This window comes from Pseudomonas sp. DTU_2021_1001937_2_SI_NGA_ILE_001, assembly GCF_032463525.1.
In the GTDB taxonomy this organism is placed as follows: domain Bacteria; phylum Pseudomonadota; class Gammaproteobacteria; order Pseudomonadales; family Pseudomonadaceae; genus Aquipseudomonas.
This window is the reverse complement of the sequence record NZ_CP135971.1, coordinates 2,217,640-2,229,566: the sequence shown is the minus strand read 5'-3', so window position 1 is coordinate 2,229,566 and position 11,927 is coordinate 2,217,640. Positions and strand designations below refer to the sequence as shown.

Below are 11,927 nucleotides of genomic sequence, written 5' to 3'. Positions count from 1 at the left end.
CCTGTGTCCCGTCTGCCTTATTTCCTCGGTTGCCCGTCATGGGGAGATAACGCCTGGCGCGAGTTCTTCTACCCGCCAGATGCCGCCAGCACCGATTTCCTGGGCCTGTACTGCCAGGTGTTCAATACGGTGGAAGGTAATACCACCCTATATGCCCGCCCGAATGCGGCCACCGTGCAGCGCTGGGCGCAGGTCATGCCGGCGGACTTTCGCTTCACGGCCAAGTTTCATCGCGACATCAGCCATGACGGCGACCTGCGCCTGCAACTGGACGCGGCGCGTGCCTTCGTGCAACTGCTGGCGCCGCTGGGCGAGCGCGTGACGCCGTTCTGGTTGCAACTGCCGGCCAGCTTCGGCCCGCAGCGCCTGGCAGAACTGGCGATGTTCATCGACGAAGTCCAGGTGCCCCTGGCGGTGGAAGTGCGTCACCTGGCGTTCTTCCAGAAAGGCGATGAAGAGCGGATGCTCAACCGCCTGCTGCTGGATCGCGGCGTCGAACGCATCTGCCTGGACTCCCGTTCGCTGTTCAGTTGCCTATCCAGCGACCCGGCGGTGCTGCATGCGCAATCGAAAAAACCCAAGGTGCCGGTGCGCCCGGCCGCACTGACCCAGGCACCGCAGGTGCGCTTCATCGGCCAACCGGCACTGGACGCCAACGATCCCTGGTTGACCCCCTGGGTAGAGAAGGTCGCGACCTGGATCGAAGAGGGCCGCACGCCCTATGTGTACCTGCACACCCCGGACAACCACCGCGCGCCGGCGCTGGCCCAGCGCTTTCATGCGCGGCTGATGACGCGCCTGCCGGGCCTGCCACCCCTGCCCGAGATCGATCGTGGCCCGCAGGTGGAGCAGTTGGGGCTTCTCTGAGGTCCATGATGATGAGCTGTGCTGTCGAGGCCCGTCATGCGACCTTTGCTGATCATCCTGTCATGTCTGTTGCTGCTGGGCGTGGCCGTATGGCGCGGCTGGCTTGACCTGCCTGCGCGCTGGAACCCCTGGGCGCCTCTGGATATCCAGGCCGAGCCCAACCTGCTGACTTCGTTCAAGCTCTGGCGTCTGCAGAATGACCCGGCGCTGTGTGACCAGACCCTGGCCACTTCGGCGCTGCGCTACAGCCGTCAGGCGGACAGCCCGGCATCGGCGCGTTGCCCACTGACCAACGCACTGCGCATCAGCGGCGGAGAAGTGGCGCTGAGCAGCAGTTTCCTTGCCAGCTGCCCGCTGGCGGTGGCCTATGCGCTATTCGAGTATCACGGCCTGCAAGCGGCGGCGCAGGCGACCCTGGGCCAGCGGGTGGTGCGCATCGATCACCTGGGCAGTTTCGCCTGCCGTAACGTCTACAACCGCAGTGAGGGGCGGCTGAGCCAGCACGCCACGGCCAACGCCCTGGACATCGCGGCCTTCCGCCTGGCTGACGGTTCGCGTGTCGATCTGCTGCGCGACTGGGATGACACCGGCCCCAAGGGCCGTTTCCTGCGCGAGGTCCGGCAGGCCGCCTGCACGCATTTCAATACCGTGCTGGGCCCGGACTACAATGCGGCGCACCGTAATCACTTTCATCTGGACATGGGCATGTGGCGGGTCTGTCGCTGAAACGCGAAAGGCTCAGGCCGCTTGGCGCAGGTTCTGCAGGATCAGTGGGCGAGCCCAGCCGTTGTCGAAATCCAGGGCGCGCTGCTGCGCCACCAGGGTCGCCTCGTCATAAGGCTGCGCGGGCTTCTCGGCCAGATCCCATTCCAGCTCGGCGATCGGCAGGTGCAGCGGGCGACGTGCCGGGGCGGGGCCAGGCTCGCCTTTGAGGTCGTAGTCGTGGAATACCGTCGGGCGTACCCACTGGGTGTCGAATTCCAGGCCGCGCTGTTGTTCGATCAGCTCCAGGGCGCCGAACGGCTCGGGGGCGGGTGGCAGCAGGTCGAGTTCGAATTCGGCGATGGGCAGGAACAGGGGTTCGGGAGGCCGTACTTGAGTCTCGGTGACCGGGCAGGCGCGCTGTTCGACGATCTGCGCCAGGGCCTGTGCACCGGTGAGGGGTTCGCCGGTGGCCTGGTCGGTGACTTCGGGCAGTGCCGGTGCAGCCACCGGCTTGCCGTCGGCCAGTTGTTCGGCCATCGCCCGGGCGAACGCATCGGACCAGAGCTGGGTAACACCACCCAGGGCCTGGTTGTTGCGCAGGCTGAAGTCGCCGATGTGCGACAAGTAGCCGATGGATTGAACATTCTCTGACATGGCGATCAGTACTGACCTTGGCTCTGGCAAAATGCCTGACAAACAAGCTATCGGCCGGCCTGGCCGTTCTTTGAATTATTTTTCGAGTGTGTGGGTGCAATGAGCGATCAGCAAAATGGCTGCGTCATCCGGGTCGAAGCCCTGGATGCGCCGGGGCAGGAACGTAGCGGCTACTGGGCCGAGCGCCTGGGGTTGCCCATCGACGCCGAGACGGCCGAATTCGCCCTGCAGGTCGCAGCCGACGGCCTGCGCCTGCAGCAGTTGGGTAAGGATGCGCCGGGGCCGGTGCGGGTGGATTTCGTCGAAGGGGCCGCTGCGCACCGGCGGCTGTTCGGCGGCGGCAGCGGGCAGATGATCGCCAAGGCGGTCGGGCTGCAACCCGGTGTGCGGCCGCAGGTGCTGGATGCCACGGCCGGCCTGGGCAAGGATGCCTTCGTGCTGGCCAGCCTGGGGTGTCAGATGCAACTGATCGAGCGCCAGCCGATCATCGCCGCGCTGCTGGAGGATGGCCTGGCGCGGGCTTGCCTGGATGAGCAGGTGGCGGAGATCGCGCGGCGCATGCAGCTGCTGCATGGCAATGCCATCGAGGTGATGCGCGGCTGGCAGCAGGAGCCGCCACAGGTCATCTACCTGGACCCCATGTTCCCCCATCGCGACAAGAGTGCCCTGGTGAAGAAGGAAATGCGCCTGTTCCGTCCCTTGGTGGGCGACGACCTGGACGCACCGGCGCTGCTGGAGGCCGCCCTGACCCTGGCCAGCCATCGGGTGGTGGTCAAGCGCCCGCGCAAGGCACCGCCTATCGAGGGTGCCAAGCCCGGCTATACCCTGGATGGTAAATCCAGCCGCTACGACATCTACCCCAAGAAAGCCCTGAAGCCCTGACGGGCAGGACGTCAGTTGCTGTGCGGGGGCTGCGCCTGACTGACGGGGTGATCGTCGTAGGCGCGCATGAACAGTTCGACCACTTCCTGCACATGCGCCTCGACCTGTGCTGGGGTCAGCGGTTCGCAGCAGCCGACCAGCAGGCGGAAGTGATCGATACCCTTGATCAGGCTGAGGAAATGCCCGGCGGCGCTGCGCGGTGATGGGATGTGCAGCTGACCGCTGGCGGCGGCGTGCACCATGAAGCGTTCCATGTCATCGAGGATTCGCTGCGGGCCGGCATCGAAGAACGTCTGCGACAACTGCCGGTCCTGGGTGCCCAGGGCGGCCATCAGGCGATGCAGTTGCAGCGATTCGGGGCTGTTGATCAGGTGCTCGAAGGCTCGGGCGATGGTCAGCAGCATGCTGCGCAGCGACAGGTCATCGCGGAATTCGAAGCAGGGAGCTGGCAACAGCTCCTCGCAGCTGGCCATCACCGCTTCGATGAACAATCGCTCCTTGTCGCTGAAATGGCTGTATACGGTGAGCTTGGACACGCCGGCCAGGCTGGCGACGGTGTCCATGCTGGTGCCTTGGTAACCATGCTGGATGAACAGGTTCTTCGCGGCGTCGAGGATGGCGCGGCGCTTTTCCGGGTCCTTGGGACGTCCAGGACCGGAGTGGGTGGCGTTATCAGGCATTTTTAATTTGTGTACTGGTGAGTTCGATAATTTTTAATATACTCGCCGGTACAAATATTCCAAGCACTCATCACGGACGAGTCCGCTGCCATCATGTCCCATCCCTTCCGTTTCCCGCTTGTGCTTCTCTGCCTGACTGCGCTGCTGAGCGGCTGTGGCCCGCAGGACCATGCGCCGCCCGAGTCGCGTCCGGCCATGGTGGTTCAGCCACTGCCGTCGACGAAATCCCAGGACAGCTTTCCCGGTGAAGTACGGGCTCGGTTCGAGCCTGAGCTGGCTTTCCGTATCGCCGGCAAGGTCAATCGCCGGATGGTCGAGGAAGGGCAGCGGGTCAAGGCCAACCAGCCGCTGGCCGAGCTGGACCCGCAGGACGTGCGTCTGCAGCGTGAGGCGATGCGTGCCCAGGTGGCGGCCGCCGAGGCCAACCTGCAACTGGCCCGCAGTGAACGTGACCGCTACAAGACCCTGCTGGGTCGGCAGATGGTCAGCCAGTCGCAGTACGACAACGCGGAAAACCAGTTCCGTGCCGGTGAGGCGCGGCTCAAGCAGGCGCGCGCCGAGCTGACCGTGGCCGACAACCAGGCCGACTACACCGTGCTACGGGCGCCTCAGGATGGCGTGATCGCGCGGCGGCAGGTGGAGGTTGGCCAAGTGGTGGCGGCGGGACAGACGGTATTCACCCTGGCGGCCGACGGCGAGCGGGAAGTGGCCATCAGCCTGCCGGAATACAACTTCACTCGCTACCGCATCGGCCAGCCGGTCACCGTGGAACTGTGGAGCCAGCGCGACCAGCGCCTGCCGGGTCGTATCCGTGAACTGTCACCGGCCGCCGACCCGCGCTCGCGCACCTTTGCCGCCCGGGTGGCCTTCGACGCTGGCCGGGTCCCGGTGGAGTTGGGGCAGAGCGCGCGGGTGTACATCGCCGATGGTCAGGCCGTGGTGCTGTCGGTGCCGCTGTCGGCGGTCACCGCCGAGCAGGGCGTCAGCTATGTATGGCGGGTCGAGCCGGACAGCAGGCTCAAGCGCGTACCGGTAAGGCTCGGCCCGTGGGGCCAGGAAACGGTGCCGGTCCTCGAGGGCCTGAGTGCCGGTGACTGGGTGGTGGCGGCCGGGGTCCACGTGCTGCTTGAAGGCGAGCGCATCCGCCCGGTAGACCGCGACAATCGCGCGATCAAGCTGACCGGTAAGGAGTGACGGGCGATGCACTTCAACCTTTCCGAGTGGGCGTTGCGGCACCGCCAGGTGGTGCTGTACCTGATGATCGTCCTGGCCGTGGTCGGGGCCTTTTCGTACACCAAGCTGGGGCAGAGCGAAGACCCCCCGTTCACCTTCAAGGTCATGGTGGTGCGTACCCTGTGGCCGGGCGCCAGTGCCGAAGAGGTGGCGCGCCAGGTCACCGACCGGATCGAAAAGAAACTCATGGAGACCGGCGAATACGAGCGCATGACCTCGTTCTCGCGGCCGGGTGAATCGACGGTAATCTTCATGGCCCGCGACTCGCTGTTCTCTGCGTTTCTGCCCGAGCTGTGGTACCAGGTGCGCAAGAAGGTCGGCGATATTCGCCACACGTTGCCGGCCGGGGTGCAGGGGCCGTTCTTCGATGACGAGTTCGGCACCACGTTCGGCAATATCTACGCGCTGACCGGCGAGGGCTTCGACTACGCGGTGCTCAAGGATTACGCCGAACGCATCCAGATCCGCCTGCAGCGGGTCAAGGACGTCGGCAAGGTCGAACTGCTCGGCATGCAGGACGAAAAGGTCTGGATCGAGCTGTCCAACGTCAAGCTCGCCACCCTGGGGGTGTCGATGCAGGCGGTGCAGCAGGCGCTGGAAGCGCAGAACGTGGTGGCATCGGCGAGCTTCTTCGAGACCCCTCAGGAACGCATTCACCTGCGGGTCAGCGGGCGCTTCCTTTCCGTGGACGAGATTCGCGATTTCCCCATTCGGGTCGATGGCCGCACCTTGCGCATCGGCGACCTGGCCGACGTGCATCGCGGCTTCAACGAGCCGCCGGCGCCGGGCATGCGCTACATGGCTGAAGATGCCATTGGCGTGGCCGTGGCGATGAAGAGCGGCGGAGACATCCTGGTGCTGGGCAAGGCGCTGGAGGCCGAGTTCGCCCGCCTGCAGGCCAACCTGCCGGCGGGCATGGAGTTGCACAAGGTGTCTGACCAGCCGGCAGCGGTGAAGACCGGGGTCGGTGAGTTCGTCCAGGTGCTGGCTGAGGCGCTGGTGATCGTTCTGCTGGTGAGTTTCTTCTCGCTGGGCGTGCGCACCGGCATGGTCGTGGCCTTGGCGATTCCGCTGGTGCTGGCGATGACCTTCGCCACCATGTACTACCTGGGCATCGGCCTGCACAAGATTTCCCTCGGCGCCCTGGTGCTGGCCCTGGGGCTGCTGGTGGACGACGCGATCATCGCCGTGGAGATGATGGCCATCAAGATGGAGCAGGGCTTCGACCGCCTCAAGGCGGCCAGCTTCGCCTGGACCAGCACGGCCTTCCCGATGCTCACTGGCACGCTGATCACGGCGGCAGGTTTCCTGCCCATCGCCACGGCGCAGTCGAGCACTGGCGAGTACACCCGCTCAATCTTCCAGGTGGTGACCATTGCGCTGCTGGCCTCGTGGGTCGCCGCCGTGATGTTCGTGCCCTGGCTGGGCGAGAAGCTGCTGCCGGACCTGGCGCGGCGGCATGCCGAGCGTCACGGGCAGGCCGAGCATGATCCCTACGCTACGCCGCTGTACCGCCGGGTGCGCGCCACCGTGGCCTGGTGCGTGCGGCGGCGCAAGACGGTACTGGTGGCCACCCTGGCGTTGTTCGTGCTGTCGGTGGCGATGTTCCGTTTCGTACCGCAGCAGTTCTTCCCGGCCTCGGGCCGGCTGGAACTGATGGTCGACCTGAAGCTGGCCGAAGGCGCCTCGCTGCTCAACACCACCGAGCAGGTCAAGCGCCTGGAAGCGATGCTGCGCGAACACGACGGTATCGACAACTACGTGGCCTACGTGGGCACCGGCTCGCCGCGCTTCTACCTGCCCTTGGACCAGCAGCTGCCGGCGGCGAGCTTCGCGCAGTTCGTGGTGCTGGCCAAGAGCATCGAAGACCGCGAGGCGCTGCGTACCTGGCTGATCAGCAACCTCAACGAACGCTTCCCGGCCCTGCGCTCGCGGGTCACGCGCCTGGAAAATGGCCCGCCGGTCGGCTACCCGATCCAGTTCCGCGTGACCGGCGAGCACATCGACGAAGTCCGCGCCCTGGCGCGTCAGGTGCAGGCCAAGGTGCGCGAGAACCCGTACGTGACCAACGTGCACCTGGACTGGGAAGAACCCAGCAAGGTCGTGCACCTGAACATCGACCAGGACCGTGCCCGGGCGCTGGGCGTGAGCAGTGCCGATGTGGCCAGGTTCCTGCAGTCTTCGCTCACCGGCGCGGCGGTCAGCCAGTTCCGCGAGGATGACGAACTGATCGATATCGTGCTGCGCGGCACCCGCAGTGAGCGTGAGCGCCTGCAGGACCTGGCCAGCCTGGCGGTGCCGACCGGCAATGGCACCAGTGTCGCGCTGTCGCAGGTCGCCACCCTGGAGTACGGCTTCGAGGAGGGCATCATCTGGCACCGCAACCGCCTGCCGACCGTCACGGTGCGTGCCGACATCTACGGCCCGCAGCAACCGGCCAGCCTGGTCAAGGAAATTCTCCCGAACCTGGCGGGCATCCGCAGCGAGCTGCCTGATGGTTATCTGCTGGAGGTCGGCGGCACAGTGGAAGATGCCGAGCGTGGGCAGAACTCGGTGAACGCCGGCGTGCCCTTGTTCATCGTGGTGGTGTTGACGCTGCTGATGATCCAACTGCGCAGCTTTTCGCGGATGTTCATGGTGTTCATCACCGCGCCGCTGGGGCTGATTGGCGTAACGCTGTTCCTGCTGGTGTTCAACCAGCCGTTCGGCTTCGTCGCCATGCTGGGCACTATCGCCCTGTCGGGGATGATCATGCGCAACTCGGTGATTCTGGTTGATCAGATCGAGCAGGACATCGCGGCGGGGCACCAGGCCTGGGAAGCGATCGTCGAAGCCACGGTCAGGCGCTTCCGGCCCATCGTGCTCACCGCCCTGGCGGCGGTGCTGGCGATGATTCCGCTGTCGCGCAGCCTGTTCTTCGGCCCCATGGCGGTGGCGATCATGGGCGGTCTGATCGTCGCCACCGCCCTGACCCTGCTGTTCCTGCCGGCCTTGTATGCGGCGTGGTTCAGGGTCAGGAAGGAAGGCTGATGACGCCTTGGGGGCGCCTCAAAGCGCCCCGAACACCTTCTTGGCCAGGCTGGTGGCCGCTGCCGCCGGGTTGGCGCGAATGCCTTCTTCCTGTTTGGCGATCATCTCGAACAGGCCGTTGAGCGCCTGTTCGGTCACGTAGTTCTCGACATTGGCGCTCTTGGCATCCACCACGCCCAGGGCGGCAGCCTGGCCGGCGAAGGCGTTGTACTTCTGCGCCACGCCGACCTTGTCGGTGGCTTGCTTGACGATCGGCAGGAACTTGGCTCGAATCGCCTCGCGGCTGCTCTTGTCCAGGTACTGGGTGGCGGAATCCTTGCCACCACTGAGAATCGCCTTGGCGTCGGAGACGCTCATCTTCTTCACGGCATCCACCAGCAGCGCCTGGGCCTGCGGTACGGCAGCCTCGGCGGCCTGGTTCATGCTGGTTTCCAGTTGATCCACCTGGGCACCCATGCCGAACTGGCGCATTTTCTTCGCCACCTTGCCCAGGTTGCCCGGCAGCTCGATGCGCACGTCCTGGTTGTTGCTGAACCCGCCTGGCGTGCCCAGTTGCTTGACGGCGATCTGCGCGCCTTGGGTCAGGGCATCCTTGAGCCCGCCTGTGGCATCGGACTGAGAGAGGTCGTTCAGCGACAAGGCGAAGGCACTGGCCGACAGCAACAGGCCGGCGCACAGGCTGGCGAAGGTGAACGAGGGGCGAAACATGGCGGCTTCCTTCTGCGATACGGAATGGGGGCCGCGCCTGGCGGCGCGTTCGGGCAAGAGTATCAGGGTTGCGCCGGCTTGACCCGGATGCGCAGCGGCTGCGGGTCGCTGCCATCGAGCTTCACGGTGTGGCGCTCGGTGCTGATGAACAGCAGCTGGCCATTGGCTTCGATCCGTGCACTGACGGCGTAGGAGTGGCCAGGCAAAACCTGGCGCGGATCGTATTCGAGCCGGAAGGGCAGCGGCACCTGGCCATTGATGGGGGTGTTCTGCTGCGCCAGGGACAGTGCCGAGGCATCGGCGCGGGAGACGTCTTGCAGGCTGACACTCAAGGTCGCCGCCGACGGCAGGGCGCTGCGCTGCAGATAGAAGACTTCGCCAGCGAGGCTGGCGGTGCGTGTGTCGGTGCTGCTGCAGGCAACCAGCAGGCTGCCCAGCAGGGTGATGGGAATAAGGCGGATGGCATTCATGCCGTGCTCTCCATGCACTGACCGCCCGCAGGGTGCGGGCGGCTTCACTTAGAAACTAGTCAGGCTTCGTCGTCACTGCCCTGCAAGGCGACCTGATGGATCGACAGGCGGATCTCGGCGGTCAGCACCCGCTTGGCCGCGCCTTCGGCCATTTCGCCCAGCAGTGGGTGGTAGCCGAGCTTGCCGTTGCTGTCCTTGCTCAGCACACCCTGGTCCAGCAGGGTCTGGATGAAGTGGCGGAACAGGCTCTTGTCGAAGAACTCCGGAGCATTGAGGCCATGCAGGATCGACAGGCGCTGGGCCATGACCGTGCACAGGTCTTCCAGTTCTTCGGCGCTGAGGCTGTGCTGGCCGCTGTTGAGCAGCAGGGCGATGGCCATGTAGAAGCGTTGCAGGGTCTGGGCGATGGCCCGCGACAGGAGGGTCAGCTGCACGAACTCCCGTGAACTGGGTTCAGGGCGAATATAGACGTCGTTCTCCTGGCGCAGCAGGCCCTGCTCGACGAAGGCCGCCAGCCACTGCTCGATGACCGCGTCCAGTTCGTCCAGCGACCAGCGGATGAACAGCTCGGACTGCAGGTAGGGGTACAGGGCACGGATGTAGCGGAAGATCAGCTCGCGGCTCATTCGCGACCAGCTCTGGAAGAAGCAGGCCAGCAGCGACGGCAGGGCGAAGATATGCAGTACGTTGTTGCGGTAATAGGTCATCAGTACCGCGTTCTGCTCGTCCAGGTAGTAGATACGCCCCAGGGCGTCTTTCTGTTCGGCCAGCAGCTCCATGCTCTTGACGTGGGCTATCAGCGCCTTGCCATCGCCCTCGGGCAGGGTGGTGTGCGCCGAATAGGGCACCTGGCGCAGCAGGTCGAGGAACAGGTCGAGGGTGCGTTCCAGGGCCAGGTCGTCCAGGGCCAGGCGCGGGGTGGACAGCAGCGCCAGGCCCACCAGGTTGACCGGGTTGACCGCCGCCGCCTCGTTGATGCGCTGGGCGACGCGCTCGGCCAGTTGGCTGGTGGCGGTGCTCAGCCATTGCGGGCGGTCCTGAGGGCCGATCGCCTGGCTGCGCCAGTCGGGCTGCTGCTGGTCGAGGAAGGCGGCCAGGTGGATGGGCTCGCCGAAGTTCACCGCCACTTCGCCGAAACGCTTCTTCAGGGCGCTGAACACCTTGAACAGGTCGAATACCGACTCTTTCTTCTTCGCCTTGCCACGCAGCTCACCCAGGTAGGTACGGCCTTCCAGCACGCGCTCGTAGCCGATGTACACCGGTACGAAGACCAGTGGCCTGCGCGAGTTGCGCAGGAAACTGCGCAGGGTGATGGCCAGCATGCCGGTCTTGGGCTGCAGCATGCGCCCGGTGCGCGAGCGGCCGCCCTCGACGAAGTACTCCACCGGGAAGCCTTTGCTGCACAGGGTGTTGAGGTATTCGTTGAACACCGCGCTGTAAAGCGGGTTGCCCTTGAAGCTGCGGCGCATGAAGAACGCCCCGCCGCGGCGCAGCAGGCCACCGACCACCGGCATGTTGAGGTTGATCCCGGCAGCGATGTGCGGTGGGGTCAGACCGTTGCGAAACAGCAGGTAGGAGAGCAGCAGGTAGTCGATGTGGCTGCGATGGCAGGGTACGTAGACCACCTCGTGGCCGGGCGCGACCTTCTGTACGTTGTCGATGTGGCTGACCTTGATGCCATCGTAGATCTTGTTCCAGAACCAGCTCAGCACCACTTCCAGGAAACGGATCACCGTGTAGGTGTAGTCGGAGGCGATCTCGTTGGCGTAACCCAGGGCCTGTTCCCGGGCTTTTTCCGGGGAGATATTGTCACGTTCGGCGGTTTCGCGAATGGCCTCGACCACCAGCGGGGCGCGCACCAGGTCCTTGACCAGGTTGCGGCGGTGCGAAACGTCAGGGCCGATCACCGAGCTGCGCACATGGCGGAAATGCACGCGCAACAGGCGCTGGGTCAGGCGCAGGGTCAGTGCCGGGCCCTTGTTCTGTGCCAGCAGGTCGCGCAGGTGGATGGGCGGGGAGAATTGCACGCGGGTCTTGCGCCCCAGGATCAGGATGGTGACCAGCCGCCGCAGGCGCCCGGTGACCGCCCAACTGTCGGCGAACAGCAGTTTCCAGGCGCTGGATTCGCGATCCGGCGACTGCCCCCAGAACACGCTGACCGGGATGATCTGCGCGTCTTCGCCCGGTTGCTCGCCGAGGCTGTCGATCAGCCGCTCCAGCACCGGCGGCGCACCGCGTTTGTCGTGGCGGCCCAGCCAGTCGGGCTCGGGGGTAAGGTAGAAGAAACCGGCCGGCTCCAGGTGGTCGCCCACCTGCACCTCCAGCACCGGGCGCGGCAAGCCGACCTTGGTGCACTCGCGGTCGACCACCGCCAGGTCACTCAGGGCCGGCGACTGCAGGGCGTAGAACACCGGTCTGCTGCGGTCCAGGTCCAGCTTCAGGGAAGACTGGTTGATGGTTTCCGAGCGAACCCAGAGGAACAGCACACGGCGCAGGGCACCGAATACGAGGCGGCGCAAGGGAGATCGGGTCATACGTAGTCTGCTGAGAGTGGGCGGGTCTGGCTGGGCCGACAGTGTGCCGTATCTGCCAGGTATCGGCAAAAGGACCGGTGTGGTCCATTGATGCGCGAAGCCGTGGGAAAGTTCGCCGCTTGATCCGGCCGCGTCAGCGGGCGGCCGGTGCTCAGGGCAAGGTG

Annotated in this window: 10 protein-coding genes; 5 read left to right on the top strand and 5 right to left on the bottom strand. The window is 65.4% G+C overall.

The genetic code is table 11. The features are described 5' to 3' along the window. Positions 1–3 precede the first annotated feature (3 nt). Together RRX38_RS09460 and RRX38_RS09455 are read left to right on the top strand one after the other, a co-directional pair. Positions 4–867 (top strand): DUF72 domain-containing protein, encoded by an 864-nt coding sequence (locus RRX38_RS09460; protein ID WP_315962328.1) that lies wholly within the window; start codon positions 4–6, stop codon positions 865–867. A 36-nt stretch (positions 868–903) separates the two neighbouring features. Next, positions 904–1,593, top strand: a complete 690-nt coding sequence (locus tag RRX38_RS09455) for an extensin family protein (protein WP_315962327.1) — start codon at positions 904–906, stop codon at positions 1,591–1,593. 12 nt (positions 1,594–1,605) lie between these two features. Here RRX38_RS09455 and RRX38_RS09450 read toward each other — a convergent pair whose 3' ends face one another. After that, positions 1,606–2,226: an energy transducer TonB gene (locus tag RRX38_RS09450; protein WP_315962326.1), complete on the bottom strand. Its 621-nt coding sequence runs from the start codon at positions 2,224–2,226 to the stop codon at positions 1,606–1,608. A gap of 99 nt (positions 2,227–2,325) precedes the next feature. On the opposite strand from RRX38_RS09450, the gene RRX38_RS09445 reads away from it, so the two are divergent. Continuing rightward, positions 2,326–3,108, top strand: a complete 783-nt coding sequence (locus RRX38_RS09445; RefSeq protein ID WP_315962325.1) for a class I SAM-dependent methyltransferase — start codon at positions 2,326–2,328, stop codon at positions 3,106–3,108. An 11-nt stretch (positions 3,109–3,119) separates the two neighbouring features. Here the strand turns inward: RRX38_RS09445 and RRX38_RS09440 are convergent, their stop codons facing one another. After that, positions 3,120–3,788, bottom strand: a complete 669-nt coding sequence (locus RRX38_RS09440) for a TetR/AcrR family transcriptional regulator (protein ID WP_315962324.1) — start codon at positions 3,786–3,788, stop codon at positions 3,120–3,122. A 93-nt stretch (positions 3,789–3,881) separates the two neighbouring features. Here RRX38_RS09440 and RRX38_RS09435 point away from each other — a divergent pair, with 93 nt between their 5' ends. Next, on the top strand, positions 3,882–4,982 hold the full coding sequence (locus tag RRX38_RS09435) for an efflux RND transporter periplasmic adaptor subunit (protein WP_315962323.1): 1,101 nt from the start codon (positions 3,882–3,884) through the stop codon (positions 4,980–4,982). A gap of 6 nt (positions 4,983–4,988) precedes the next feature. Then, positions 4,989–8,051, top strand: coding sequence for an efflux RND transporter permease subunit (locus RRX38_RS09430; protein WP_315962322.1), 3,063 nt, complete (start codon positions 4,989–4,991; stop codon positions 8,049–8,051). Between the two features lie 18 nt (positions 8,052–8,069). Here RRX38_RS09430 and RRX38_RS09425 read toward each other — a convergent pair whose 3' ends face one another. The 3 genes from RRX38_RS09425 to plsB all read right to left on the bottom strand — a co-directional run bounded on the left by RRX38_RS09425 (position 8,070) and on the right by plsB (position 11,763). Beyond that, positions 8,070–8,759, bottom strand: coding sequence for a DUF4197 domain-containing protein (locus RRX38_RS09425; RefSeq protein ID WP_295477150.1), 690 nt, complete (start codon positions 8,757–8,759; stop codon positions 8,070–8,072). Between the two features lie 62 nt (positions 8,760–8,821). Continuing rightward, positions 8,822–9,229: a YbaY family lipoprotein gene (locus RRX38_RS09420; RefSeq protein ID WP_315962321.1), complete on the bottom strand. Its 408-nt coding sequence runs from the start codon at positions 9,227–9,229 to the stop codon at positions 8,822–8,824. Positions 9,230–9,288: 59 nt separating this feature from the next. Beyond that, positions 9,289–11,763 carry a glycerol-3-phosphate 1-O-acyltransferase PlsB gene (gene plsB, locus RRX38_RS09415; RefSeq protein ID WP_315962320.1) on the bottom strand — a complete coding sequence of 825 codons (2,475 nt, stop codon included), beginning with the start codon at positions 11,761–11,763 and terminating at the stop codon, positions 9,289–9,291. Between the last annotated feature and the right edge of the window lie 164 nt (positions 11,764–11,927).

Excerpts from the sequence above, each read along its gene's own strand:
- RRX38_RS09455 (WP_315962327.1), top strand. The coding sequence starts at position 904 with ATGCGACCTTTGCTGATCATCCTGTCATGTCTGTTGCTGCTGGGCGTG.
- RRX38_RS09450 (WP_315962326.1), bottom strand. The coding sequence starts at position 2,226 with ATGTCAGAGAATGTTCAATCCATCGGCTACTTGTCGCACATCGGCGAC.
- RRX38_RS09445 (WP_315962325.1), top strand. The coding sequence starts at position 2,326 with ATGAGCGATCAGCAAAATGGCTGCGTCATCCGGGTCGAAGCCCTGGAT.
- RRX38_RS09440 (WP_315962324.1), bottom strand. The coding sequence starts at position 3,788 with ATGCCTGATAACGCCACCCACTCCGGTCCTGGACGTCCCAAGGACCCG.
- RRX38_RS09435 (WP_315962323.1), top strand. The coding sequence starts at position 3,882 with ATGTCCCATCCCTTCCGTTTCCCGCTTGTGCTTCTCTGCCTGACTGCG.
- RRX38_RS09430 (WP_315962322.1), top strand. The coding sequence starts at position 4,989 with ATGCACTTCAACCTTTCCGAGTGGGCGTTGCGGCACCGCCAGGTGGTG.
- RRX38_RS09425 (WP_295477150.1), bottom strand. The coding sequence starts at position 8,759 with ATGTTTCGCCCCTCGTTCACCTTCGCCAGCCTGTGCGCCGGCCTGTTG.
- RRX38_RS09420 (WP_315962321.1), bottom strand. The coding sequence starts at position 9,229 with ATGAATGCCATCCGCCTTATTCCCATCACCCTGCTGGGCAGCCTGCTG.
- plsB (WP_315962320.1), bottom strand. The coding sequence starts at position 11,763 with ATGACCCGATCTCCCTTGCGCCGCCTCGTATTCGGTGCCCTGCGCCGT.